The organism is Actinacidiphila sp. bgisy144 (assembly GCF_057708105.1).
In genome coordinates this window covers 150,531-176,762 of sequence record NZ_JBYIRM010000019.1, presented here as the reverse complement: position 1 = coordinate 176,762, position 26,232 = coordinate 150,531, and the positions used below count along the sequence as shown (strand labels likewise).

The following is a 26,232-nucleotide window of genomic DNA, read 5'->3' as shown; positions in this document are numbered from 1 at the left end:
AGTTCGCGGGCGCGCGGCACGGTCCGGCGGGCGGGCGCCAGCGGCCATGGCGCAAGGGATCAGGCCGGACCGACCAGTTGGGCGACGCGCGCCGCGTCTCCCCATGACAACGTGAAACCCGCGCCCCCGTGCCCGTAGCAGGCGAACACCGGCCGGTCGTACCCGGCCACGGATTCAAGTCGCACGCTCGAACGGGCCGGGCGAAGGCCCACCGCACGCGAGAGCACCCGCTGGCCGACCAGGGCGGGGACGAGCCGCTCCACCCGGCGCAAGATCGCCTGCTCCGTCTGCGAGTCGACCTGCTCATCCCATGAGCCTGGTTCTCCCGTACCGCCGCACACCACGTCGTGGTCACGCGGTACGACGTACGTCAGGCCCTCGGGGTTGTCGTCGTCGGTGACCCACTCGGTAAGCCCAGGGTTGGCCAGGCGGACCACCTGGCCGCGGATGGGGTACGTCTGGTCGTCGTCGCCCAGGAGCGCGGCCGAGCGCATCCCGGCGGCCACCACAAGGGCATCGGGCTGCTCCTGATCGAGCACCCGCCGCAGGGACCGGACCTCGGCGGTGCGCACCGGCACGCCCAGGTCCAGTACCGCGCTGTGCAGCCAGCGCAGGTAGACGTCGGTCAGAGCAAGCGGCACGGTGCAGCGCACGCCCGAGACCCCGGCATCGGTGACTACGCCAGTGGGCAGTTGCGAGGCGTCGAGCCACTGGTACCGGGGCACGGCACGCGTCCATGACGTGTCCGCATCGGCATCGCGCACCAGTACCGTCCCGGGGCGCATGCGTACTCCCGTGCCGGGCCGGGACGCCAACTGCTTCAGCCGCTGGTAGGTCGCCCGAGCCGAGTCCAGCACCGGCGCGGAGGCGTGTACGTCGTGCGGGAACCAGATCGCCGCCGCCACGCCCGACACGCTCGCCCACGCTTCCTGCGCGGCCAGCACCTGCACGCGGTGGCCGGCCACCGCCAGTTCGTGGGCGATGCACAGCCCGATGACTCCGGCGCCGACCACGGTGATCTCAGCCACGGGGCCCATCGTAGCGACGGCGCCGCGCGGTCCGCTGCGGACGGTCCGCACCCCATCGACTAGATAGAACGTTCGGTCTTGACTCGCACGCGGGGGAGCGCTTCTAATGGCACCACCGAACGTTCTGAACGTCCGCCCTCGTTGGGCGGGTCCGGGTCCACCGGACTGTCGCAGGACGGGTGTGCCGCTCCCACCTTCGCCGAGTTCTCCAGCACAGAGGTGCCCTGCCATGACGAAACGCCCTCAGCTCGACCGTCTGACGGACGCCCTGCGGCGGACCATCCCCGCAGGTCAGGTGGTGACCACCGGGCCGCAGTACGACGCCGGCCGGCACGTCTGGAACGGCGCGGTGTCCGCTCGTCCCGGCGTGATCGTCCGGAGCGCCGACACGGCCGAGGTAGCGACCGCCGTACGGGCCGCACGCGCGTTCGGAGTGCCTCTCACGGTGCGGGGCGGCGGCCACGACTGGGCCGGGAGGGCACTGAGCGACGGCGGCCTGACCATCGACCTCTCCGGTCTGCGCCGGGTGACGGTCGATCCGGGGACGAGGGTCGCCGAGGTGGCGGGAGGGGCTACCGCCGCCGACCTCGTCGCCGCCGCCCAGCCCTTCGGCCTGACGGCGGCGACGGGCACCGCCGGTTCGGTCGGCATGGCGGGCCTGACCCTCGGTGGCGGTTACGGGCCGCTCAGCGGCCGTTTCGGACTCGCCCTGGACAACCTGCTGTCCGCGGAAGTGGTGCTCTCCGACGGGTCGGTCGTCACGGCCGAGGCCGAACGGGAGCCGGAGCTGTTCTGGGCCCTGCGCGGCGGTGGCGGGAACTTCGGCGCCGTCACCTCCATGCGGGTGCGTCTGCACGCCGTGCCGACGCTGCTGTCCGGCATGGTGCTGTACCCCTGGGAGCAGGCCGGGTCCGTCCTGGCCGGCCTGGCGGACGTGTTGGACGGGAGCCCGGACGAGCTGACCGTGCAGTCCGGTGTCCTGCCCGGCCCCGACGGCAAGCCCGTGGTGTTCCTCTCGCCGACCTGGAGCGGCGACGACGTCAAGGCGGGAGAGCGCGAGCTGGCACGGTTGTCCCGACTGGGCACACCCGCCCTCTCCCAGATCGCCCCCGCCACCATGCCCGCGATGCTCGCGGCCATCGACGCGCAGTTCCCCTTCGGCCGGCACGTCGAGATCCGCACACGTTCCGTTCGCTCCCTGACCTCGGGAGTACGGGACATGCTGAGCCGAGCGGGTTCCACCCTGACCTCGCCGTATTCGGCCGTGTCCGTGCACAGCCTGCACGGTGCCGCGACCCGGGTACCCGTCGGGGACACGGCGTTCGGCAACCGCGACGCGCACCTCATGATCGAGATCATCGCCCAGTGGGAGCCCGGCGACCCCGGTGCGGCGGCCCACCGTGACTGGGCCGACGGCCTGGCGGATGCGCTGGAGCCCGAGGCGCTGCCGGGCGGCTACCCCAACCTCCTCGGTCCGGACGCGGTCGGACAGATCGCACACGCCTACGGCCCCCACAACGAGCGGCTGCTCACCGCCAAGCACCGGTACGACCCCTACGCCGTCTTCAAGGCCACCCCTCTGCCCGACCCGTCCCGGACCCGGTGACGGCCCTTGCGGCCGACGGCCCGCGTCCCGCCTTCCCGCGCACACGCGCTGCGGACAACCCAGCCCAGGCGGGCAACCCCGCGCGGCGGGCAACTCCGCTTCCGCGCGGCCCGTTTCCCGCTTCCACCGATGACGGAGACAGACCGTTGAACCTGCGCGACCACATGATCCGCTACGCGCCGATCACCTGCTTTCTGGGAGCCGCGACTGTGCTGACCGTTCCTCAGGCCATGGCGGCGGGCGGCCCCGCGAACGCCGAATCCGTCAGCGGCACGGTGGGCACGGCCAAGCCGCTCGGCGCGCTGGGTCCGCTGACGCATCTCGTCATCCAGCGCATTCTCGTGAGCGATGACGTGGCGGCGTCGAAGTTCGGCACCGGCTCACCCGTCGAGGACCCGGTACGCGAGGCACAGGTGTTGGAGCAGGTCCGCACCCGGGCTGAGGCTTCGGGGGTGGACCCGGAGACGGCGGTGGCGTTCTTCCAGGACCAGATCACCGCGAGCAAGGTCGTACAGCAGGGCCTGTTCGCCCGCTGGACCGCACACCCGCGGGAAGCGCCCACGACGCCTCCCGACCTCGGACCGACGCGCGAGCGCCTCGACCAGCTGACCACGGCCCTGCTCCAGGAGCTCAAGGACACGGAGCACTTGCGCGACGAACTCGTGGCCTGCACGGTGCAGTTGGCCGTGGCCACCGGGTCGGGGACCCCGCTCGAGGGCCTGGACACGCTCCATCGCCAGGCCCTGGCCGTCGCGACAGGCTCCGTGTGCCGCCACGGCCAGTGACCGGACACCGCGGCATCCGGCCCGTGCGCGGCGCCGAGGCGAAGCGTGCGCGCGAACGGGGCGATCAGCGGGCGAGGCGGGGGAGGAGTGCCTCGGCGTTGATGCGGTCGATGGCTTCGGCCTGGCCCGGGGTGTGGTCGGGATAGGTCTCGAGGAAGTGGTTGTAGTAGGTGCCGGCCTCCTGCGGGGCGAAGGGCCAGTCGCTGCCGTAGAGGACGTGGCCGGGTTCGGCGAAGGCGAGCAGGGCCGGCAGGGCGGAGGGGCTCGCGGACAGGGCGGTGTCGAAGTAGAACCGCTTCAGGTCGCGCAGGATGTCGTCCGCCTTGCGGTCCCGGTCCACGACGGTGGAGGTGAGGCCGGAGAAGCGGTAGGCGGCGTACGGCAGGAAGCCGCCGCCGTGGGAGAGGATGACCCGCACGTCGCGGTACCGGTCCATGACGCCGTTCAGCACCATGTTCAGGGCGGTGCGGGTGGTGTCGAAGACGTAGTCCGCGAGCGGGGCGGGAGTGCCGGGCAGCAGTGTCATCGGCGGCTGCGCCGGGTGGACGAAGACGTTCGCGGCGCGGCGGTCCAGCTCGGCCCACAGGGGCTCGAAGTCCGGGTCGCCGAGGTACTTGCCGTGGGCGTTGGACATCAGGACCACGCCGTCTGCGCCGAGGACGTCGAGGGCGTGGACGGCCTCGGCGACGGCAGCGTCGACGTCGGGCAGCGGGATGCTGGCGAAGTGGCCGAACCGGTCCGGGTCGTCCTTGACGACCTCGGCGCCGTACTCGTTGACGGCGCGGGCCAGATCGCGGGCGGCCGCGTCGTCGCCGAGGTGGACGCCGGGCGAGGTGACGGACATGACGCCGGTGGCGATGCCCTGCTGGTCCATCATCGCGATCGCGCTCCGCGGGCTCCAGGCGGGAATGGCCCAGCCGCCGGAGTCCAGGCCGCGCGCGGCCAGGGTGTCGGCCCAGACCGGCGGGACGATGTGCTGGTGGACATCGATGCGTGCGGGGAAGTCCATGACTGCGAGCCTCCTAAAAATTAGCTTGCTAATTAATTCATTGAGTAAGCTAACAGCCATGCGGGAGTCGAGCAAGCACGAAGAGGCGGACCTCCAGGACCCGGCCGGGGACGAGGCGGGCGTGCCGGAGCTGGCACAGGCCGCCGACCGGCTGTTCTATGCCATGCGCCGCTCTCGGGCGGCGACCATGGGCCGCTCCGGGGCAAGGCTCTCCATGGCGCAGCTCGCCCTGCTGGAACCCCTCGCCCCGGACGCTGGGAGCGAGGGCCTGCCGGTCGGCAGGCTCGCCGTCACCGCCGAGGTCAGCGTCCCCACCGCCACCCGCATGCTCAAGCAGCTCGAAGCGGTGGGCGTGGTCACGCGGCAGCGCTCCCCGCACGACGAGCGTCAGGTCCTCATCCGCCTCACCGAGGACGGCGCCGACCGGCTCGCGGCGATGCGGGCGGAACTGCGGGCGCGCCAGTCCAAGGCGCTGGCGCACTTCACACCGCGGGAACGCCGCGAACTCGCCGCGCAGCTCGACCGCCTCGCCGGCGTCATCGGCGACACCGTCCCCCGGCCGGCCGAAGGGGAGTCCGCGCGGGGCTGAGCCTCTTCCCGCGGGTGGGTCAGCGGGTGCGTTCGTAGTGGCGGCGTGCTTTTGCGCGGTTGCCGCAGACGGCCATCGAGCACCAGCGGGCGCGGTTGGCACGGCTGCGGTCGAGCCGGAACAACTTCGTTGCTCCCGCGCCCAGCGTCTGCCTCCGGCCGGGGTGCCGAGCGCGTCCTGTTCGTACGTCGGCGCCGCCGTCGAACGACTGCGCACACCGCGTAGGCGCCCCGGCTGCCGGGCGCTGGCCGTACGGGGGCAGGTTCGGTGGTCAGGGCAGATAGGTGTTCGTCCAGTCGCCGGCGGCGACCTCCGCCGTTTGCGGTAGCGCGCCGAGGGAGTTGATGAACGTCAGCGCGGTACGCCAGCCCGCCGGCGTCATCGTGGCCCGGGCCGGCCAGTCCACCAGCCGCAGACTCGACGAGAGCACCCCCGCCGGGACCCCCGGCAGCGCCTTCCGCGCCACGGCCTGCACCGCGGGCGAGTCGAGATGGGCGTTCATGGACGCCGTCGCCTGCTGCACCGCGGTGGCGAACTTCCGTGCGGTGGCGGCGTGCTGGCCGAGATAGCTGCTGCGTGCCACCACCACCTCGCTGTAGCCGGTGCGCGCGTTGGACCAAACCGGCACCTTCGTCGCGTCCGCGACGACCACACCGTCGCCCTCCGCCTGGATCTGGAGCGGCGCCGGCTCGGAGGTGGTGAACCAGTCGATCTGGTGGCTCTTCAGCGCGGCCTTGTCCGCGGCCGGGGTCGGCAGCGAGACCCACTTCACCCCGTCCGGGGCGACTCCGTACGCCTTGAGGAACAGCCCGGCCTCGGCCTTGGTGTTGCTGGAACTGGCGCCACCGGTCGACCCGGCCAGCGCCTTCGCGACCTGCGCGGCCGGGGTGGCGGCGGTCAGGCCGTGCGCCTTGGCGAACGAGGTTCCCACGATCAGCCCCAGCGGATTGCCGACGCCGTCGGCGGCGATCGCCTTCACCGGGACGTGCTGGGCGACGGCCGAGGCGAAGTCGGTGGGGCTGTCGTTGAGGAACTGCACCGAGCCCGACTCCAGCGCGGATATGCCCGTCGCGGCCGTCAGCGTCACGAACTTGACCTTCAGGCCCTGCCGGGCGAAGTAGCCGTTCGCCTCGGCCAGCCGAATCGGCAGCTCGAAGATGTTGCTGCCGACGCCCACCGTGACGGTGCTGCCCGAGCCGGCGTCCCCGCCGCCGCAGGCGCTCAGCAGCCCCGCGGCCAGCACGGCGGCGGCGCACACGGCCCCCGCGCGCATCCGCCCGGGCCGCCGCCACCTGCCCGGCGCGCGCCGGCGCCGGCCGTCAGGGGCGTGCGCGCCGTGCGGTGTGTACGGGATGAGGTGTCGCAACATCGGAACTCCTGTCACCGTGCCTGCGGGTGGAAAGGACGCGCCTCCGGGGGAGGGGCGGGTGAGCGGTGGGGTCGGATCAGTGTGAAATCGGGACGGTGCCGCAGCGTGGCCCGCCCTCGGCGCGCGGGAAGGCGTTCAGTGCGCCGTTTCGGGCTGTGCCCGGGAGGGGTGCCGGCCGGCGGTGAGGGGTTGGCAGCGCCGTGGGTGGTGAGCTGGTGCGGTGGGGTGTCCTGTGACGTGGGAGGTGTGCGCCGGCGCGGGGTGGTGGCTGGGGGCTGCTGTGGTTGGTGCGCGGGGTGCTGGTCGGTGGTGCAGCGGGGGGCGGGGTCAGGGGGTCGCTTCGGCTGGGCGGCGGGCTGCTGCGTCGTGCGGGTTGGGCTTGGCGGCGTGTGCTGCGGCGTGGACGGTGTTGGCCAGCAGCATGGCGATCGTCATCGGGCCGACGCCGCCGGGGACGGGGGTGATGCGGCCGGCGACGCCGCCGAGTTCGGCGGTACGGGCGTCACCGCGCAGGCCCTCGGGGGTGCGGTGGATGCCGACATCGATGACGGTGGCGCCCGGGGTGATGTGCTCGGGGCCGATCAGGCCCTGCACCCCGGCGGCCACCACCACGATGTCCGCGGCACGGGTCGCGGCCGGCAGGTCCGCGGTGGCGGCGTGTGCCACGGTGACCGTGGCCCCGCGGTGCAGCAGCAGCTGCGCCAGCGGGCGTCCGACCAGCTCGCCCCAGCCGACGACGGCGACGCACGCGCCGGCCAGTTCGATCCCCTCGGCGTCGAGCAGCGCGACGATCCCGCTCGGGGTGCAAGGGCGCAGCCCGGGCACCCCGCGGGCGAGCCGGCCGGCGCTGCCGGTGGTGAGGCCGTCGACGTCCTTGGCGACCGGGATGCGGTCGATCAGGTCGGCCGCCGACAGGTGGGGCGGCAGCGGGAGTTGGAGGAGGATGCCGGAGGCCGCCGGGTCCGCGGCGAAACCGTCGACCACCGCGGCGACCTCTTCCCGGGTGGCGGTGGCCGGCAGGTGGCGGTGCAGGTCGCGGATGCCCGCCGCCCGTACGGCGCGGCGCTTCGCGGCGACGTACACCGCGCTGGCCGGGTCGTCGCCGACGAGGATCGTGGCCAGGCCGGGGACGGTCCCGGCGGCGGCCAGCCGGGCCGCGTCCGCGGCGACCCGGGCCCGGACGGCGCGGGCGGTCCTGGTGCCGTCGATGGTGAGGGTCATGGGCGAACCCGCTTTCTGCTGGCGGCCGTTGCGCGGCACCCCCGGCGCAGGGCGGTCAGGTGAAGACGATGGTGTGGTTGCCGTCGCGGACCACCCGGTCCTCGGCGTGCCAGAGCACCGCGCGGGAGAGCACGGCCCGCTCCACGTCGGCGCCGCGGCGGGCGAGGTCGGCGGCGGTGTCGGCGTGGGTGACGCGCACCACGTCCTGCTCGATGATCGGCCCCTCGTCCAGTTCGGGCGTCACGTAGTGGGCGGTGGCGCCGACGAGCTTCACCCCGCGCTCCTTGGCCCGGGCGTACGGCCCGGCGCCGATGAACGCGGGCAGGAAGGAGTGGTGGATGTTGATGATCGGCACCCCCAGCCGCTCGATGACGTCCGCGGAAAGGATCTGCATGTAGCGGGCGAGGACCACGAAGTCGACGTTGCCCTTCAGCAGCCGCACATGCTCGGCCTCGGCGGCGGACTTGTCGGGCCCGGCGGAGGGCACGTGGAAGAAGGGGATGCCGAAGTTCCGCACCTCCTCGGCGAGGTCGGGGTGGTTGGAGACCACCATGGGGATGCTGACCGGCAGTTGGCCCTGCCGGTGCCGCCACAGCAGGTCCAGCAGGCAGTGGTCGGACTTGGACGCGAAGACCGCCATCCGCTGGGGCACGGACAGGTCGCGCAGGGTGTAGCCGAGGCCGTAGCGGCGGGCCAGGGCGTCCAGGGCGGTGCGCAGGCCCGGCAGCGCGGCCCGCAGGCCGGCCGCCGTGAACACCGCGCGCTGGAAGAAGGTGCCCTGCCCGGACCCGTCGGAGTACTGGTCGAGGGCCACGATGTTCGCGCCGCGCTCGCTGAGCAGCGAGGTGACGGCGGCCACGATGCCCGGGGCGTCGGCGCCCTTGACGATCAGGACGGCCGGGTGGCCCGCGGGGGCCGGGTCGCCCGGTGCTGCCTGCTCGGCTTTCTTCGTCGGTGCGGCGGCGGTCATACGCCGGCCTCCTTCGCGAAGTCGGCGACCCAGCGGGCGGTCGCCCCCAGCCCGCCGAACGTGTAGAAGTGGATCGTGACGTCGCCGTGCCGCGCCGGCTCGTACCCCTCGGCGAGGGCCCGCAGGAAGCGGTCCGGCCCCGCGGTGCCCATCAGGTGGGTGAGCGACAGCCCGTACTTGCGGGCGATCGACGCGCTGGTGCCGACCCCGAACCGGGCCGCGTACGCCATCAGGCGCCGCACCCCCGCCGGTCCCGGCACCCCGACCCGCACCGGCAGCGCCACCCCGCGGCCGCGGGCCTGCTCGATCCAGCCGAGCACGGCCTCGGCGTCGAAGCCGAACTGGGTGACGACGCTGCCGGCGAGCCCCTGCTCCGCCAGTGCGGCGGCCTTCCCGGCGAGCGCCGACCACAGCACGTGGTCGGGGATGGCGGGATGGCCCTCGGGGTAGCCGGCGACGGCGGCGCGCCGGACCCCGTACCGCGCGAGCAGCCCGGAGTCGATGAGCGACAGGGCGTCCGGGTAGGGGCCCTCGGGCACGGCGGGGTCGCCGCCCACCACGAGGACGTCCGCGCAGGCGCCCTCCGCCCGCAGCGCGCCGAGGAACTCCTCGAAGGCCGGCCGCGACGGCAGCCGCCGGGCCGACAGGTGCGGCACCGGCACGAACCCCAGCCGGCGCACCGCCCGCGCGGCCGCCACCCGCGTCGGAAGGTCCTCGCTGCCGAGGAAGGTGACGTGGATGCGCGTGCCCGGCGGGATGCCCGGCGCCGCGTCCGCCAGGCCGGCGACGTCCTTCCCGGTCATCTCCAGGGAGAAGTCCGCCAGCAGCGGGGTGCGCAGCGCCGGGGCTGCCGATGTGTCAGGACGCATGGTGCTCCTTGGTGGGGAGGGGCGGGCGGCCGCGGCCCGCCGGCGGACGGCGCTCGCGCGGCTCACGCCTGCGCGGCGGCGCGGTACTTGGTGCGCGCGAAGCGGTCCAGCGGCGCGGACTCCACGGTGGCGCGGACCTCCACCTGGTCGTGCGGCTCCACGGCCGGCTTCGCCGAGCAGGGGCTCTCCCCCCACACCACCCGCACCTCGGTGCCCGGCCGCGCGACCTCCTCGTCGACGACGGCCAGCGACACCACGGCCTGGTCGCGCACGACGTAGCCGCAGTCCATCGAGATGCCCGCCTGGCGCCCGCCGGCCAGCACCGTGTCCATCTGGAACTGGCCGTACCGCGCCTTGGGGATGTCGAAGTACTTGTAGGTGGGCCCGGGCGTCCACAGCGAAGAGAACAGCCGGGCCGCGTCGTCGGGGTGCCAGACCAGCGTCACCTTGTGCCGGTGCGGGCGCTCGGCGCGGGCCCGCAGCGCGTCGCGGCCGACGAAGTCGTGGTCGAACTTCACCAGCCGGCCGTAGCCGAGGTCGTAGGGCGTGACGTAGTAGTCGGTGATGTCCGGCGAGGCCATGCTGCCGCCCAGCGAACCCGCGCTGGTGGCGGGCAGCCATGCCCGGTAGGCGGCGAGGTCGTCGCCGGTGAAGATCGCCGGCAGCGGGCCGGGTATCCAGCCGGACTCCAGGTTCGCGGTGGAGTACGCCGCCGAGCCGACCCGCTTGATGCCGAACTCCTCGCCGGCCCGCAGGATCGCCTCGTAGACGGCCGCGCCCTCCTCCCACGGCCCGAACAGCTCGAAGCCGACCTGCCCGGCCATGCCGTGCCGGACCGCGCGGGCCCGGTGCCCGGCGATCGTCAGCGTGGTCATGCCGAAGAACCGCACGTCGGGCAGCGGTTGTCCGGTGAGCTTCTCCACCAGCGGGCCGGCCGAGGGGCCCTGCACCTCGTACCGGTACAGCTTCGGCGGGCGGCCGCCGCGCTGCACGGACTGCGGGTCGCGCTCCAGGGTCACGTCCCAGTCGCCGGTGCGCGCATTGAACTCGACCCAGTCGATGACGGTCCGCCGCCCGACCAGGTCGACCGAGGTGTCGTCGAGCCCGAACAGCACCGCGTCGCCGATGTAGTGGCCGTCGCCGTTCACCGCGACGAACTGCTTGGCCCGGTCCCGGCCGAACCCGGCGAAGCTGTTCACGCCCAGGCGCTCCAGCAGCCGGACGGTGTCCGGGCCCTGGATGAACAGGTCGGTCATGTGGTGCGACTGGTCCATCAGCGCGCAGGAGGTGTGCCACGCGAGCGCCTCCTCCCGCCAGTTGGTGAACTCCCGCGGTACGAAGCCCAGGCCGTGCGAGAACGCCCGGATCGGCTGGTCGCGGATCAGGTCGACGGCGCTGCCGACGCGGTCGATCGCCGCCTGGAGACTCTCGGGTGTGGCGTGGTCCACGGTGTGCCTTCCGTCAGGGGAGGGGGACGGCGCCGCACCGGCCCGGTGGGGTGACCGGTCGCGGCGCCGGGACCACGTTCGCACCGCGGCGTACGGCGGATCACGGGCGCGCAGCCCAAAGCCGGACCCCCGCTCGTTGTGGCCTGGCACAGTGCCGGTGCCGGGCCCGCTTCCGCGCACCGCGGGCGGGTCGCGGCCGGCGGGCCGCGTGGTACGGTCGCTGGCCAGAAACGCGCCGACCAGCACGGCAGCGCCCGATCGGGCGCCGCGCCCACCCGGCCGCCGGCCCCGGGCCGTGGTGCACCGGCCCGGCAATGGGCCTACGGGTTCGGCGGGTTCGGCGGGTTCGGCGGTCCCCGGCCGGTCGGGGCGGCCCGCGGATCGAGGAGGCTTCGCGTTGGAAACGGTCCCGCCGCCCGCACCCCGGGAACGTCACGCGCACCGGGCCGCGCGCCCCCGATGACCGCCGCGCGCGACGAGTTCGCCGACCTGCGCCACGTGATGGCGCTGTGCGGCGAGCTGTCCGGGCTGGCGGCCACCGACTGCGACCTGGAACAGGTCGTGACCCTGGTGGCCGGACGCGTCGGGGTGTGGGCCGCGGTCGTCGACGACACGCTGTCGGTACTGGCGGCCGGCGGCGCGGGGCCGGCCGGTGCCGGCGGCGGGGACAGCGGCCCGGGGCCGGCCGGTGCCGGCGGCGCGGGCCCGGCGGGCGTGCTGGACAACGACCCCGACGCGGTGGCGCAACTCGTCGCCGCCGCCTCCCGGATGCGCCGCGCCCTGTCGCTGCCGGCCGCCGGCGCCTCGGCGGTGTCGCTCGTGGTCGCCCCCATCCTCGTCGGCGACGACGCCGTGGCCCATCTGGTGACGGCCGGCCACGACGCCGACGAGACCGGCGAGGACGCCCGGATCATGGTCACCGAGCACGCCGCCATGGTCTGCGCGGTCGTCCTCGGCCGTCGCCGCGTCGTGGCGATCGCCGCCGGGCGGGCCCGCCGCGAACTGTTCGACGGGCTGGTACTCGTCGGCGACCGCACCGGCAGCGCCGACGCCGAGGGGTGGGCGCGCCACCTGGGCATCGAACCCGGCCAGCGGCACCGGGTGCTGGTCGCCGCGGTGCGCCCGCCCGCCGGCGCCCCCGCGGCCCCGCTGCCCGCCGCGGCGGCGCCCACCGCCGCCACGGCCGCGATCGACCTGGTCGAGCACATGCTCGCCACCCGCTGCCCGGGTGCCACCGTCGTCAACCGTGACACCGAGGTGGTCGCTCTGGTCCCCGGCGACGACGACGCGGGCCTGGCCCGGCGGCTGACCGCGCTGGCCGCGCTGTGCCGCGACGCGGTCGCGGCGCGCTTCCCCGGGGTGCGGCTGGTCGCGGGCCTGGGTGACCCGCACACCGGCGCGGGCCGGATCAGCACGTCGTACACTGAGGCGCGCCGCGCGGTGGACATCGGCAGCGTGATGCCGGGGCTGTCCGGCGTGACGGTGTTCGCCGAACTCGGCGTGCACCGCCTGCTGGCGCAGGTGCGCGACCCCGGCGAGCTGGGCGGCTTCGCCCGTGACGTGCTGGGGGACCTCATCGACCACGACCGGGACAACGGCACCGACTACTGCGCCACGCTCACCGCCTACTTCCGGCAGAACGGCAGCCTGCGCCGCGCGGCCGACCTGCTGCACACCCACCCGAACACCGTGGTCTACCGCATCCACCGGGCCGAGAAGATCAGCCGGCTCGACCTGGGCTCGTACCCGGACCGGCTGGCGGCCCAGGTGGCCCTGGAGATCGTCAACGCACTGGGAGGTGACGTGTGAGGGACATGCCGGCCGCGCGCGGCGGCCCCCTGCTGGGCGCGTACGTCGTACCGGAGGCGGGCGACCGGGAGTCCGCCGCGGACGCCGCCGCCGCCGTACGCGCCGCGGGCGCCGACCTCATCGTGACCGCGACCTCGGGGCCCGAGCGCTCCCGGTACACCAGCACCAACCAGTCGATCGACCTGGCGGCGGCCTGCCAGAAGCACACCGGCGGACCGGCGCTGGCCACGGTGACCACTTGGAGCCGGACGGTGACGGCGCTTCAGGCGCACCTGCTGGGCGGGCACGCCCGCGGCGTCACCCGCCTGGTGTGCGGCAACGGCAGCCCGCCGGCCAGCGGCGACCGGGCCCAGGCCGACGGGCGCTGGGCGGTCGACGCCGTCGGCCTGATCGAGCTGCTGCGCGGCCTCAACGAAGGCGTCGACCGCTACGGCCTGCGGCTGGCCGCGCCCACGCACTTCGACATCGGGGTGCGGCTGCGCGCGGTGCCCGCGCTGACCGCCGCGGACCGCGCCCGGATCGGCGCCCGGATCTCCGCGGGCGCGCACTTCGTGGTGACCAGCCCGGTCTACTCCCGGGCCGCGCTGGACACGCTGCTGGACCAGGTCGGCGGGGCGGTGCCGGTGTTCGCCACGGTGCACCCGCTGCGGTCGCTGGCGGAGGCGGAGCAGCTGCGGCGCGAACTGCCGGACGGCTGCGTGCCCGCCGAACTGGTCGAGCGGATGGCGCGGGCGGGCGATGCGGCCGCCGAGGAGGGCGGCCGCATCGCCGTGGAACTCGCCGCGCGCTGCGCGGAGGTGGCCGACGGGATCATCCTGTCCCGCGCCGACCGGCCCGAGTTCGTCGCCGGGGTGCGGGCCGTGCTGCCCCGCCCGGTCGCCGGGTAGCGCCGGGCGTGCCGCGCCGGGACCGCTCAGGGGGCCGCGTTTCGCCGGTGGCGGTGCGGCGGCCGGCGTGGATGACGGGTGCCGGTCGGGGAGCCGTGGGCATCGCCCCGGAAGGCGACGCCGCCGCGTGCCGGTGGGTTGCCGTCGGCACGCGGCCGACCTGAAGTTCGACAAGCGCAAGACCCAGGCCGAAGCCCGGCAGATAGAAAAGGACTTTGTCCTGCGCCAGCTCAACCCGGGCGACGGCACCGTGGCCAAGACACCCACAAGCCAGGAGCGCTTCAAGGCCGAACGCACCGGCCGGACCGAGACCCCGCGCGAGACGCCCCGCGAAGCCGTCCGCCAAGCTGCCCGGCGGTCGGCTGGAGATCGTCGCTCAGGAGACCGGTGAGGCGGCTGATCGGACACCCGAAGAGGCCGTCGCACGGGAGGTGCTGGCGTGACGTACGGTGCGGTAGCTCGGGACACTTCGGTGACACCCGTCGCCAGCCACGAGCACAAGCAGGTCGGCCTGTTCACCGCGGACGACGTTGCGGGGCTCGACATGCCGGCGGGCTACAAGGCGTCCATCCGGGCCTGGTACGAACGGCGGTAGGCCGTGAACGCCGCCGTCGCCGGCCCTCGGTCGCCTGCTCGGAAGCCCGACGTGGGCGGTTCTCCCGAAGGTTCGAAGCACTGCGGGCATCGGCGCTCGCACCCCACGAGACGCCGCAGTTCCTGGAAGCGCTACAGCGAAAGCGCCGAGCGCCTGGTCGTCTTTCATCGATCTGGTTCGCTCAGGCGCTGCCGACTTCGGTATCGCGTAGCCGTAGGAAGGGGCGGGCTTTAAGGACTCGTGTTGCCCGCCCCTTCGTGTCTGCGCGTCTTGACGTGCGGTGTACAGCTTGGCGCCACGGCTGGCTGGTGCATTTGGCCACCTCCGCCTCGGTCAAGACGGAGGCGGGGGTGGATGGCGACGTGGGGTACGTGTACGTCGGCCAGCGCGGTGAGGAGGAGGGCGACGCCGATCGCGCCGGGGTCGGGGGTGCCCAGGACCCGGTGGCCGAGGTAGCCGGAGCGGCCGCGGCCGCCGGTCGTCTCGGCGGTGGAGCGGGCCCCGGTGATGGTGGTTTCGTCGTCGTCCTGGGCGGCAGCCAGGCAGCGTGCGGCGGGTACGAGACGCCGCCGCGATCCGCAGCATCGGCATGGCCGCTCCTGGCGACCGCACTCTCATCGACGGGTGTGGGCGCGGGTTGCCGGCGGCCCCGGATCGACGTGCTCGTTGTGGGAGGGGGCGTGGGGTCGGAGCGAATGGGTCTTGCTGCGTGAGTGGGCGGGTAATTCGGTGGCGGGGTGGTGGGGGAGGGGCTACGGTGCGGGGGTTGGTAGAGAGCGGCGCCTGTCGGGGTGGTCGCGTCGGTCGTGTGTGTGATCAGGGAGGTGTGACCCGATGGCTGTTTCTGTGGCGGGTGTTGCCCGTATTCGGCTGATCGTGCAGTTCGCCTCTGTGGTCTCCGGCTGACTTCTTCCTGCTTGTGCGGCGCGCCTGTTGGGGGCGCGTGGGCCGGGGCCCTGTTCGAAGGGTTTCCGTTGTCTTTTTCTTTTCGTGATGCTTCCTCGCATGCCCTCGTGCCCTATGGGTGGGACGACGTGTGGGAGGCGGAGTTCGTGCCGTACGCCGAGCGCGGGTTGGTGCCCGGGCGGGTGGTGCGGGTGGACCGCGGGCTGTGTGACGTCTTCACGCCCGACGGGGTGGTGCGGGCCGACACCGAGTTCGTGGTGCCCAGGGACCCGATGCGCGTGGTGTGCACGGGGGACTGGGGCGCCGTGGACCCCGCGGGCCACGACCCGCGCTTCGTACGGGAGTTGCTGCCGCGGCGCTCCCGCTTCGTACGGTCGACGTCGTCCAAGCGGTCCGAGGGCCAGGTACTGGCCGCGAACGTGGACCATGTGGCGGTGTGCGTCTCGCTCGCCCTGGAGCTGGACCTGGGCCGGCTGGAGCGGTTCGTCTCGCTGGCCTGGGAGAGCGGGGCACGCACTGTTTTCAGTGACAAAATGCTCCGCGCCGGGCGGCGACCGAGCGCAGTGAAGGTGTTGGGGTGACCGCGTCGTGCTTCATGCGGTCACCCCTATGGCGCTGTGCGGGCTGGGCGTCAGGCGAGGTTGGTTATGGTGTTCCAGATGGGGTTGGTGCTGACGAGGGCGTGGGCGGCGAGGCGTGCGCCTGTGTCGGCGGTGGGGGCTTCGCCGGGGTTTTCCCAGAGTTGGTGGGTGTTGGTGATGGTGTAGGCGTCGGGGTGTCTGTCGCCGTCGATGTCGCCGGGGCTGGTCATGAGGGGGCGGTCGGTTGCGAGGTAGGCGCCGGGGGAGGCGATTTGGATGGCGGTTGCGGTGGTGAAGCCGTCGGTGGTGTTGCCGGTGAGAGGGTAGAGGTAGACGGCGCCGGTGGCGTCGTTGCGTGCCCACAGGTCGGGGGTGCCGTCACCGGTGGCGTCGCCGGGTGCCATGAGGGTGTCGCCGGTCCAGGTGGTGGTGCCGAGCTTGTAGGCAGCGCTGAAGTGGCCGGTCTGTGTACTGCCGAGGAAGAGCCAGGCAGTGTCGTTCTCGACGGTGATCAGGTCCGGGATGCCGTCGCCGTCGATGTCGCCTGGGGCGACGAGTTGGGCGACGGCGCTCCAGTCCGACAGGTAGTTGCTGCAGTCGGTGCTTGTGCAGGCGGGACGCGAGACGGAGACGCGGTGTGAGGCGGTGAAGTAGCGGTTGCTGTTGCCTTCGAGGCCGCCGGAGTTGTTGAGGTTGTTGGCGTAGAGGAAGAGACGGCCGTTTTTCCAGGCCCAGAGGTCGTCGATCCAGTGGTTGGTGGTGGAGTGGGTGGTGCTGGAGCGGTGGGCGAGGAGGGTGTGGGCCCAGGTGGTGGTGCCGTCGGCGGCGGGGGGTGCGTCGGCGGGGTCGGCGGCGATGGTGGGCCCGTTGGCGGGGATCTCGGTGGTGGTGGGGAGGAGGTCGAGGTTGCCGGTGGCGGAGTCGGCGCCGAGCAGGTCGGGGGTGCCGTCGCCGTCGATGTCGCCTGGGTGGACCTGGGCGGTGATGTCGGCGGGGACGTAATAGGTGTAGGCGACGGGTTGGGATTCGTTGCCGGCGTTGTCGACGGCGGCGACCCAGAGGGTGTTGGTTCCCCACACGGAGGGTGCGAACTTCAGGTCGTAGGTTCCGGCCGTGGTGGCGGTGGCGTGGGTGCCGCCGTCGTCGGCGAGGGCGGCGGAGGAGGAGGTGGAGTAGTCGAAGTGGTTCAAGCCGCTCGCGTGGGCGCCGGAGGGGACTGGATCGGTGGCGGCGAGGTGGAAGGTGGCGGTGTCACCTTGGTGTTTGGTACCGGTGCCGTCGGTGGGGTAGTCGGTGGAGGTGACGGTCAGGCCGGTGGGTGCGGTGGCGTCGTACCAGAAGTAGCAGTTGGGGGTTTCGGTGGACTGGTCGATCTCGTCGTCGGCGCGGACGTGCCAGCCGTAGAGGTGGCCGTCCTTGAGGGGGTGGGCGGTCGGTGACACGGTGATGTGGACGGTTCCGCCGGTCCCGGTGACGGTGGCGGAGTTGCCGTCGGAGTCTCCGGTGGAGATGAGGTTGCTGGCGGTGGCGGTGCCGGAGCCGCCCTTGTCCCAGAAGGCGAACTGGCCGCGGATGTTCTGCTTGGCGCCGTCGGGGTCGGAGACGTGTGCGGACAGGGTGATGCCGTTGTTTTTGCCGACCCAGCCGTAGGTGCCGTCGCAGCCGTCGTTGGAGGGGTTGACGGGCTTGGGGCTGGAGGTGGGGGAGGTGGGGGTGCTGGGTGGGGTGTTGTAGGTGATGGTGAGGGTCGCCTTCTTGTTGAAGCGTTTGAAGGCGGTCTGGTTGCTCTCGCTGCCGGTCAGGCGATAGGTGGCGATGCCGTCGCCGTCGCTGCTGACGGAGCCGGTGACGTCGAATGCGCCCTTGGTGGTGCCGGCGCAGTCGGCATTTCCCGAGCCGGTGAAGCCGTGGGTGCTGGTCTGGGTGTAGGCGGTGGGTTGGGAGTCCCAGGTGGTGGAGCTGCTGATGTGGCCGACGTTCGTCTCGGTGATCGTGTAAGAGGTACAACTCCAGTCGGCCGAGTAGGACTGGGTGACGTTCAGCTTGGCGTCGCTGATGTGCTTGTCGCCCATGGTGGCGCCGATGCTGAACTGGTAGTAGGTGCGCTCTTTGCCGGTGGGGCTCGCATAGCCCTGGTATCCGACGCCGAGGACGTTGTCCGTGTCGCCGTAGCGGCTGGTGCCGGGGTACGCGGACTGGACGTAGGTGGAGCCGGTGGAGGTGTCAGTGACCGACACCCAGGTGGGGTCGATGTAGACCGGGTAGTGGGTCGAACTGCCGGTGAGCAGGTCGTGGTCCGGGGTGAGCCGGATGTCGCCGCCGGTGGTCACGTTCACACCCACAGGGGCGACCTGTGCCCCTGGCCCCGGAGCGCTGTCGGTGTCGACAGCCGTCGTGGTGTCATCGGCCGGTGCGACTGCGGTACGGGCTGCGGCTTTGGTTCCGTTTGCGGCCGGTTGCGTCGTAGTGGTCGAGTCCCACATCAGCGGCGCGGCGGCCTGGAATGCGACGGCGCCGGTAGATGTGTCGGTGGCGGTGAGGTTGCCTCCGGCGTCGGTGGAGACGGCTACGCCTTGGCCCGATGTGGCGAGGGTCAGACTGGCGAGGTCCGGGTCGGCCGCTGCTTGAGCAGTCTTGACCACCAGGACCTCGCTGAAGCCGCCCTGTTCGTCCGCGGTCACCTCCAAGTCGACATTGGGCAGCACATCGCCGTACACGGCCTGGTTGCCGGTCACCGTCGGCGTGGGAAGTGACGTGGGCCAGGACAGGGCGAGTTGACGGCCCGCGTTCGTAAGCGTGGCCAGCGGCCCGGACCCGCCGTCGGACAGCACGAGCCCCGTGGTGGAAACGACCGGCGACAAGGTGCCGTCGCCGTTCGGCTGCAACGTGGCGTCCAACGGTATCCACGCGCCGTCGCGCTGCAACCGCTCAGGCTCAGAGCTCACAGTCTGTACGAAGGTGCCGTCCGGCTGCGCGGTGACGGTGCTGTCTGCCTCGGTTGCCGCGTCCACGGCAACGGGTTGACCGGTGGAGACGGCTTGTGTGGATGCCGTGTCCTCCGCTTGCTGCAACGCGGTCGGAGCAGGGCCGGGGTCTGTTGAGGAGTCGGCGCGCGCGGCCGATACCGGTATGAGCAGGGTCGCGGCGATGGCGCCGCCAGCCAAGGCAGCCACGGTGCGGTGCCGCATCTTGGCGATCAGGGGTGTGTGGTGCATGCGTCCTCGTCTTCCAGCCGGCATCCCGGAGGTGAGCATGGGCGACGGCGGACACTAGTACGAAAACCGGAGTAGAAAGCGCCAGGACGGACTGCGTTTGACTCGCAATTTGCTCACTGTGACAGGACTTTGTTCGCCATAACGTCCAAAGAGATGACAAGAAGGGCGCCTGCTCAAGGGGAATGATTGCCTCCCGGAGGGCATATCTTGGTGAGGACATGATCAATCTCTGACTCGCGACATCGCCGTTGCCGCGTACGGTGCTCAGGTTGTCATCATCTTGTGCAGGGATCGTGGGGGGCTTGTGATGTCACGTGCCAGGGCTGGGCTGTTCCGGCTGACAAGATTCGGCGTCGTGGTGGCGGCGTCGATGACGCTGGTGGCCAGTGGCGCGCTAGCACAGGTGGCGGTGGCGGAAGGCCCGTCCGGGTGGACACCCGGCACGAAGCCGGATCTGTGGTCGCCCTCCCCGCTGCCGGAGACACCATCGGTCAGCGTCACTCCCGCGGACAGCGCCACCACGGCGAAGAAGACCTCAACGTCCATGCGGGCGTTCACCCCCACGGCGACAACGTGGCCCGCCGCCAAGGCTGTTCAGGTCTCCCTGACACCAACGGCAACCGCGCAAAGAAGCAGCGACAACTCTTCAGATGATGGGGCGAAGACCGCCCGAGCGTTGTCCACGGCGACGGTGGCTGGGACGCCGGTCACGGTGGGTGCGCCAGGTGCGCTGACGAAGGGCTTGTTGCCGCCAACCGGAGCGGCGAAGGCGGCGACCCGAGCGGACGCCTTGGTGCCAGTGCCCTCGTCACCGGTGTCGGTTCGGGTCGCCGGGCACGCTGCGTCGACCAAGGCGGGGGTGCGGGGCTTCGCGGTCGCGTTGGGGCAGGTGCGTTTCACCCGGGCGCCGGTGGCGGCCTCGCGAGCGTCGGTGGCGTTGGACTACAAGTCGATCGCTGACGCCTACGGTGGTGACTACGCCTCACGGCTGCGGCTGGTCGAGTTGCCCGCGTGTGCGCTGACGACGCCGTCCGTGGCGGCGTGCCAGGCTGAGACTCCGGTGGCGGCGTCGGCGAACGACCTCTCGGCGCACAAGCTTGTCGCTGACATTGCCCTGCCTGCGGTGACCGACACCAGTGTGGGAACCGTGGTGTTGGCGGCGGACGCAGCACCGTCGGGCGGCGCGGGTTCGTACACGGCGACTTCGCTGGCGCCTTCGGGGAAGTGGGCCGGGGGCGGCAGCACGGGAGCGTTCACGTACGACTACCCGATCACGGTCCCCCCGTCGGTGGGCGGCGACGCCCCGAAAGTGGCGCTGGACTACAACTCGGCGTCCGTGGACGGCCGTACCTCGGCGACGAACAACCAGGCGTCCTGGGTCGGTGACGGCTGGGACTACAACCCGGGCTTCATCGAGCGCTCCTACCGGTCCTGCTCCGACGATGCCCCGGACGACACCACGCTGAAGAGCGACTACGACGAGTGCTGGGCCGGCGACAATGCCGCGATCTCCCTGGCCGGGCATTCGGGCGACCTGGTGCCGACCGGAACCGCCGGCAAGTGGCGGCTGTCGGACGACGACGGCTCTACCGTCGAGGAGCTGTCCGGCGCGACCAACGGCCTGAACTCCGGCACGTACTGGCGGCTGACCACCGATGACGGTACCCAGTACTACTTCGGCGCAGACCACCTCCCCACTGCCGCCGGCGGCAACGGGAGCGACACCGGCACCAACGCCGCCTGGGGCGTGCCGGTCTACGGCAACGACAGCGGCGAGCCCTGCCACGCCTCCACCTTCGCCGCCTCCTCCTGCACCCAAGGCTGGCGCTGGAACCTCGACTTCGTCGTAGACCCGAACCAGAACATCACCAGCTACGCCTACAAGGTCGAGCAGAACTACTACGGCGCCGGCGCTTCCCACACCCTGACGGCCTACACCCGAGGCGGCTACCTCTCCACGATCTCCTACGGCCAGCGCGTCCCCGACTACGTCGCCAAGGCCAACCCCGGCGCGGTGGTCACCTTCGGCGTGATGCAGCGGTGCGACAACACCCCCAGCACCGGCGACTGCGCCGCCCCGACCTCCTCGACGTCCTCACACTGGCCGGACGTCCCCTTCGACCAGAACTGCGCCTCGACGGGCACGTGCAAGAACTACAGCCCGACGTTCTGGTCGACGATGCGGCTGCACACGATCACCACGAAGGTGTGGGATGAGTCGCTGAAGACGCCAGGCTGGTCGAACGTCGACACCTACACCCTCAACCAGACCTACCCCGCGATCGCCGGGGACGGTGCCAAACCGTCAATGTGGTTGGCCAGCGTCACCCACACCGGTTCCGACACCCGTGGCGGCGACACGACAGCACCGAATACCCTCCCGGCGCTGACCCTCACTGGGCAGGCCACTCTGCCCAACCGCGTCGACGGCCTCGAAGAACCCCAGGACATCTCCCCGCTTTACCGCTACCGCTTGCAGTCCCTGACCACCGAGACCGGCGAGAACATCACCGTCAAGTACCGGCAGGACACCTGCTCCCGCACCTCACCGCCGTCGGAGACCGCGGACACCTCGCTGTGCTACCCGGTGCGCTGGACCCCACCCGGCTACGAGGACCCGATCCTCGACTGGTTCTACATCTACCCCGTCGCGGAGGTGGACCAGACCGACAACAAGGTGACCGCGTCCCCGGCCCAGGTCACCCGCTACACCTACAGCGGTCCCGCTTGGCACCGCGACGACAGCGAATTCACCACCACCAAGACCCGCACCTACGGTGACTTCCGCGGCTTCTCCGAAGTCACCACTCGCACCGGCAAGTCCTCCGACCCGATCACCAAGTCGGTCACCGACTACCTCCAGGGCATGGGCGGCAGCGTCAAGGACCTGGCAGGCGACACCCTCACCGACGACAACGCCCTGTCTGGCTTCGCCTACCAGACAACCGTCTACGACAAGGACGGCGGCACCCCGCAGACAGAAACTGTCAACCACCCCTGGCTCTCGAAGGCCACCGCCACCCACTCACGCGGCAGCAGCCTGCCCGACCTCACCGCCCACTTTGTCAACACGGATCGGACCGACACCAGGCAGTTGAAAGCCGACGGCAGTTGGCGTACCGCTGAGACAGTTGCCACTTTCGACACGTCAACCGGTCTGCCCACAACGGTGGATGACAAGGGCGAAGTCGACTCCAACGGAACACCCGTCAGTGCTTCTACCACGCCAGAAAAGTGCGTTTCGGCGACGTACGCTTCCGACAGTGCGCGAAACATGATGGCCTACCCTGACCAGGTCATCACGGAGGCTGGAGCTTGTGTCACCGGCCCGGACGCTCACACGCTTGCTGCGGACCGTGTCTGGTACGACGGAGCCACAGCTGGTTCTGCCCTGGGCGCGGTCAGCGGCGCTGGAAACCCCACCGCTACCCAGCAGGCGAAGTCGTCCACGGGTTCGACTATCACGTGGGCGGCACCTTCGAAGGCAACCTACGACGCTTATGGACGTATTACCGGAACAGTCGATCCACTAGGCCGTACTACAGGTACCGCGTACGGCACTTCAGACGCCGCAGCGAAGTACCTTCCGTTCACCACGGTGGCCACAAACGCCATGGGCTGGAAGTCCACGACCACCCTCGACCCTGGCCGTGGGCTCCCGCTGACGGTCACGGACTTCAACGGCCGCCTCACCACCGAGACTTACGACGGACTGGGGCGCCTGACGAAGGTGTGGCTGCCCGACCACACCCAGGCTGCCAACTCCTCCACCCCGAACGACAAATACAGCTACACCGTCTCTGCCACCGTGCCCAGTGCGGTGGAGACCCAGAGCCTGCTCAACGGCGGCAACTACGGTATCGACTACAAGATCTACGACTCGCTGCTCCACCTGCGTCAGGAACAGTCCAGTCCTCAGGACGGTGGCACCGGGCGACTCATCACCGACACCGCCTACGACTCCCACGGCTGGACCACCAGCACCGACGCCGCTTTCTACAACAAGGACTCCAACCCCACCGGTTCCCTCGTCAATCCGACGGCGGACCAGGTCCCCTCCAGCACCCGGACCACGTTCGACGGCCAAGGCCGCCCGATCGCGAGTTACCTGTACTCGCTCGGCACCCAGCAGTGGTCAACCACCACCTCCTACCCCGGCGCTGACGAGACTGACATCACGCCACCGACGGGCGGTACTCCCACCGCCAGCCTCACCGATGTCCGCGGACAGACCACCGAACTACGGCAATTCCACGGCGCCACAGCAACCGGCAGCTACGACAAGACCGACTACGCCTACGACGCCGCTGGCCACGCCACCAAGGACATCGGCCCCCTCACCTCGGACACCGACCCGGCCAGCAGCCCCGCCCAGGCCGTGACCTGGACCAAGAGTTACGACCTGCTCGGCAACGTCACGCAACAGACTGACCCCGACACCGGCACGATCAACAGCACCTACGACGACGACAGCGAAGTCACGCAGGCAATCGACGGCCGCCCGGACAGGGCCGGAGAGATCGACACCGCCTACGACGCACTCGGACGGGTCACCAACACGAGCGGCTGGGACGCGACGACGAACAAGAGCGTCCCGCTGACCTCCCGCACCTACGACAACGTGGTCAAGGGCCAGCCCACCTCGGTCACCGCCTACGAGAACGGCAAAGCCACCTACACCACCACCGTCACCGGCTACACCACCAACTACCAGCCCTCCGGCACCACCACCAGCATCCCGGCCGGCGCCTACGGCAACACGGCGGCGATCACTTACAGCACCACGAACACCTATACAGAGCTCCAGGACCTGCTGGACACCTCAAAGATCTCCACCAGTGGCACAGGAAGCCTGCTGCCGGACGAGACGCTGTACTACAGCCACAATGGCATGGGCCTGCCCGTCGGTGTCGGCGGCACCGACGACTACACCGGCTGGATCGACTACACCCCCCTGGGTCAGGTCGAACGAACCACCCAGGGCCTTGAGCCGAAACAGGTCGTCACCACCGACAACTGGGACATGGCCACCGGCCGCCTGCTCAGCTACGCCAACGACCGCGAAGAAGACACCGACGGCACCGCTGCCACCACCGCCGTCGACAACGTCTCCTACACCTACAACCCCGCCGGCCAGATCACCTCCACCAGCGACGTCCAGGACACCGGCGGCACAGCCAACACCGACACCCAGTGCTACACCTACGACTACCTCGCCCGCCTTACCCAGGCATGGAGCGACACGGGCGCCACCCACACTGCCGACGCACCCACCGTTCCCGGCATCGGCGGCTGCGACCACACCACCTCCACCGCGGCCAACCTCGGCGGTCCTGCCCCCTACTGGGAGTCCTACACCTACGACCTGACCGGCAACCGCACCTCCAAAACCGTCCACGACACCACCGGCGACGCTGCCAAGAACGCCACCACCAACGAGGTCTACGACACTACCGACCACACCCACGCGGTCCACACCACCACCACCGGCGACACCACCCAGACGTACACCTACGACGCCGACGGCAACCCCACCAACATCGCCACCACCACCGGGGGACAGGCTCAACCCGACCAGGCTCAGAACCTGACCTGGGACACACAAGGCGACTTGACCAGCCTCACCAGCGGACCGGCCTCGGCACCCACCCACACCACCGACTACCACTACGACGCCGACGGCAACCTCACCGCCCGCACCGACGACGGCACCACCACCGTCTACCTCGGCAGCGACGAACTCACGATCAACAAGGCCGGCACAGTCACCGCCGCAAACCGCTCCTACAACGTCGCCGGGGCCCCCACCACCATCCGCAGCGCCACAACAGGGAGCACGGGAAGCACCCTCGACTACCAACTCCCCGACCCCCAAGGTACTTCCACCACCGACATCAGCGCCGACTCCCTCACTGTCACCCGCCGCGCCTACACCCCCTTCGGCGAGACCCGTACCGCCACACCCACCACATGGCCCGGTGACAAGGGCTACGTCGGCGGCACCGCCGACCTCGCCACCGGTCTCACCAACCTCGGCGCCCGCGAATACAACCCCACTCTCGGCCGCTTCCTCAACCCCGACCCTCTCCGCACGATCACCGATCCCCAGCAGTGGAACGGCTACGCATACAGCGACAACAACCCTGTCAATTCGTCTGACTCGACCGGTCAAATGCTTGACGGCGATGGTGCTGGCGACGGGGTGACCCGCACATCAGGTGGATCTACCGGAGCATCGGCCGGTGACGAAGTCACCGAGGAGTCGACCGACAACCTGACAGGTGTCAAGCTAGAAAAAATAACCGACCGCGTGAGGGCATCTCTGGTATCTGAAGGAGCTCGGAGAACCTACGTACAGGCAATGAAGATTGTTCAGTCCTATATGGATAAAGGCTGGTTCAGGAAAAAGAAGGCCAATTTTTACGTAACGATGGCTGGCGTAAATACCGAGGATGAGAATGGGCAGGAGGTAGTGACTGCGAGGGTTGTAATGTTCGTAAATGGGAATTTCGATATGAGGCTGAAGGAGAATCAGCAGATCGTTGAAGAATTGAAAGACCTGAAGGTGCCACTCTTTCAAGGCCCCAAGGGAACTCACTCGGAATATGCCGCAAAGGAGCTCAAAAGAAACGCCGATGTTCAACGCAGTGACTTGGGCGGCGATCTTGGCGAAGTTTATAATGACTTCTCAACTAATAAGTTCTGTTCTATCGAATGCGAGAATTATGCACAGTACTACAAAGGGGAATCGGAGCTAAAATCAAAGCGAGAAAGTCATGGATGGATAGGGAATGTTGAATTCGATGATAGGTTTGTAAATGAACAGAGAGCTCGCCTTGGAAAGACGTCATCTGAAATGTCTGCCCTGGACCTCGCGGTGGAACTTTGGGATGAAGGTTTGGTGGGAGGCCGAGTTCCGGATGCTGGTGGAGCAGGAGGGGGACTCGAGAACGAGGAGATGGAGTAGGATGCGAGGGAAGCACGGCTGAACGCCGTTCGCGCCAACCGTGAGGAGTGTCGGTGGCTGTCAATGACGTCTCTGCTGGATGGATTCGGAATGCCCACCAAGGATCGATTTGGCCACTTGGAGTTGGTCCCAAAACTGGGGAATTTCGACTGGTGGCTTCGAGTGGAGATCCCAGGAATCCGGGTCTGGCATTGTGGGATGTGAAGTCGGGTGCGATGAAGTGGAGGAACGCGGGAGCTGGTGGCGACGGTGCATTTCAGATCGTTGTGGTTTCAACGCGACGAGATTTTGATGTGGCCGTTGCGACCGAACGCGGAATTGCGGTACTGAGTGGGGCTACGGGAGAACCAGTTTTTGGGCGGAGACTGGGGGAGGAAA

The 26,232-nt window shown here is 70.4% G+C and carries 18 protein-coding genes and 2 pseudogenes; 9 read left to right on the top strand and 11 right to left on the bottom strand.

The window, feature by feature from the left end; all coding sequences use genetic code 11:
* Window positions 1–59: 59 nt before the first annotated feature.
* Window positions 60–1,028, bottom strand: coding sequence for an FAD-dependent oxidoreductase (locus tag AC3EVP_RS22575; protein WP_435132298.1), 969 nt, complete (start codon window positions 1,026–1,028; stop codon window positions 60–62).
* A 229-nt stretch (window positions 1,029–1,257) separates the two neighbouring features.
* Between AC3EVP_RS22575 and AC3EVP_RS22570 the strand changes: the two genes are divergently transcribed.
* Window positions 1,258–2,634: an FAD-binding oxidoreductase gene (locus AC3EVP_RS22570; protein WP_435132295.1), complete on the top strand. Its 1,377-nt coding sequence runs from the start codon at window positions 1,258–1,260 to the stop codon at window positions 2,632–2,634.
* A 146-nt stretch (window positions 2,635–2,780) separates the two neighbouring features.
* The gene (locus tag AC3EVP_RS22565) at window positions 2,781–3,419 is read left to right on the top strand and encodes a chorismate mutase (RefSeq protein ID WP_435132292.1); all 639 of its coding nucleotides are present in this window, start codon (window positions 2,781–2,783) and stop codon (window positions 3,417–3,419) included.
* A gap of 64 nt (window positions 3,420–3,483) precedes the next feature.
* Here AC3EVP_RS22565 and AC3EVP_RS22560 read toward each other — a convergent pair whose 3' ends face one another.
* Window positions 3,484–4,428: an amidohydrolase family protein gene (locus AC3EVP_RS22560; RefSeq protein ID WP_435132290.1), complete on the bottom strand. Its 945-nt coding sequence runs from the start codon at window positions 4,426–4,428 to the stop codon at window positions 3,484–3,486.
* A 58-nt stretch (window positions 4,429–4,486) separates the two neighbouring features.
* Between AC3EVP_RS22560 and AC3EVP_RS22555 the strand changes: the two genes are divergently transcribed.
* On the top strand, window positions 4,487–5,017 hold the full coding sequence (locus AC3EVP_RS22555) for a MarR family winged helix-turn-helix transcriptional regulator (protein ID WP_435132287.1): 531 nt from the start codon (window positions 4,487–4,489) through the stop codon (window positions 5,015–5,017).
* 19 nt (window positions 5,018–5,036) lie between these two features.
* Here the strand turns inward: AC3EVP_RS22555 and AC3EVP_RS22550 are convergent.
* The 6 genes and pseudogenes from AC3EVP_RS22550 to AC3EVP_RS22525 form a co-directional block, all read right to left on the bottom strand.
* Window positions 5,037–5,141: pseudogene (locus tag AC3EVP_RS22550) on the bottom strand (CGNR zinc finger domain-containing protein); the annotation flags it as partial.
* Window positions 5,142–5,288: 147 nt separating this feature from the next.
* Window positions 5,289–6,386: an ABC transporter substrate-binding protein gene (locus tag AC3EVP_RS22545; protein ID WP_435132284.1), complete on the bottom strand. Its 1,098-nt coding sequence runs from the start codon at window positions 6,384–6,386 to the stop codon at window positions 5,289–5,291.
* Window positions 6,387–6,713: 327 nt separating this feature from the next.
* Window positions 6,714–7,607, bottom strand: a complete 894-nt coding sequence (locus AC3EVP_RS22540) for a bifunctional 5,10-methylenetetrahydrofolate dehydrogenase/5,10-methenyltetrahydrofolate cyclohydrolase (RefSeq protein ID WP_435132282.1) — start codon at window positions 7,605–7,607, stop codon at window positions 6,714–6,716.
* A gap of 55 nt (window positions 7,608–7,662) precedes the next feature.
* Window positions 7,663–8,577, bottom strand: coding sequence for a formyltetrahydrofolate deformylase (gene purU, locus AC3EVP_RS22535; protein WP_335979772.1), 915 nt, complete (start codon window positions 8,575–8,577; stop codon window positions 7,663–7,665).
* Window positions 8,574–9,446: a methylenetetrahydrofolate reductase gene (locus tag AC3EVP_RS22530; RefSeq protein WP_435132278.1), complete on the bottom strand. Its 873-nt coding sequence runs from the start codon at window positions 9,444–9,446 to the stop codon at window positions 8,574–8,576. The genes purU and AC3EVP_RS22530 overlap by 4 nt, the downstream gene beginning before the upstream one ends.
* Window positions 9,447–9,508: 62 nt before the next feature.
* The gene (locus tag AC3EVP_RS22525) at window positions 9,509–10,894 is read right to left on the bottom strand and encodes an aminomethyl transferase family protein (RefSeq protein WP_435132275.1); all 1,386 of its coding nucleotides are present in this window, start codon (window positions 10,892–10,894) and stop codon (window positions 9,509–9,511) included.
* A gap of 459 nt (window positions 10,895–11,353) precedes the next feature.
* Between AC3EVP_RS22525 and AC3EVP_RS22520 the strand changes: the two genes are divergently transcribed.
* From AC3EVP_RS22520 to AC3EVP_RS22505, 4 genes are all read left to right on the top strand, one after another.
* Window positions 11,354–12,703 (top strand): PucR family transcriptional regulator, encoded by a 1,350-nt coding sequence (locus AC3EVP_RS22520; protein ID WP_335979766.1) that lies wholly within the window; start codon window positions 11,354–11,356, stop codon window positions 12,701–12,703.
* 5 nt (window positions 12,704–12,708) lie between these two features.
* On the top strand, window positions 12,709–13,590 hold the full coding sequence (locus tag AC3EVP_RS22515; protein ID WP_335979864.1) for a methylenetetrahydrofolate reductase: 882 nt from the start codon (window positions 12,709–12,711) through the stop codon (window positions 13,588–13,590).
* A 127-nt stretch (window positions 13,591–13,717) separates the two neighbouring features.
* Window positions 13,718–13,981: a hypothetical protein gene (locus tag AC3EVP_RS22510; RefSeq protein WP_435132272.1), complete on the top strand. Its 264-nt coding sequence runs from the start codon at window positions 13,718–13,720 to the stop codon at window positions 13,979–13,981.
* An 81-nt stretch (window positions 13,982–14,062) separates the two neighbouring features.
* A complete protein-coding gene (locus tag AC3EVP_RS22505) occupies window positions 14,063–14,185 on the top strand; it encodes an NUDIX hydrolase (RefSeq protein ID WP_435132270.1) in 123 nt (40 codons plus the stop codon).
* A gap of 230 nt (window positions 14,186–14,415) precedes the next feature.
* On the opposite strand, the gene AC3EVP_RS22500 is transcribed toward AC3EVP_RS22505, so the two are convergent.
* Window positions 14,416–14,694 carry a DAK2 domain-containing protein gene (locus tag AC3EVP_RS22500; RefSeq protein ID WP_435132324.1) on the bottom strand — a complete coding sequence of 93 codons (279 nt, stop codon included), beginning with the start codon at window positions 14,692–14,694 and terminating at the stop codon, window positions 14,416–14,418.
* Between the two features lie 465 nt (window positions 14,695–15,159).
* Between AC3EVP_RS22500 and AC3EVP_RS22495 the strand changes: the two are divergent.
* Window positions 15,160–15,612, top strand: a pseudogene (locus AC3EVP_RS22495) (ribosome small subunit-dependent GTPase A); the annotation flags it as partial.
* Window positions 15,613–15,722: 110 nt separating this feature from the next.
* On the opposite strand, the gene AC3EVP_RS22490 reads toward AC3EVP_RS22495, so the two are convergent.
* Both AC3EVP_RS22490 and AC3EVP_RS22485 read right to left on the bottom strand, forming a co-directional pair.
* Window positions 15,723–18,887 carry an FG-GAP-like repeat-containing protein gene (locus tag AC3EVP_RS22490; protein WP_435132267.1) on the bottom strand — a complete coding sequence of 1,055 codons (3,165 nt, stop codon included), beginning with the start codon at window positions 18,885–18,887 and terminating at the stop codon, window positions 15,723–15,725.
* Between the two features lie 264 nt (window positions 18,888–19,151).
* Window positions 19,152–19,433, bottom strand: coding sequence for a hypothetical protein (locus AC3EVP_RS22485; RefSeq protein ID WP_435132264.1), 282 nt, complete (start codon window positions 19,431–19,433; stop codon window positions 19,152–19,154).
* Between AC3EVP_RS22485 and AC3EVP_RS22480 the strand changes: the two genes are divergently transcribed.
* Window positions 19,432–25,854: an RHS repeat domain-containing protein gene (locus AC3EVP_RS22480; RefSeq protein ID WP_435132261.1), complete on the top strand. Its 6,423-nt coding sequence runs from the start codon at window positions 19,432–19,434 to the stop codon at window positions 25,852–25,854. The genes AC3EVP_RS22485 and AC3EVP_RS22480 overlap by 2 nt on opposite strands.
* Window positions 25,855–26,232 lie beyond the last annotated feature (378 nt).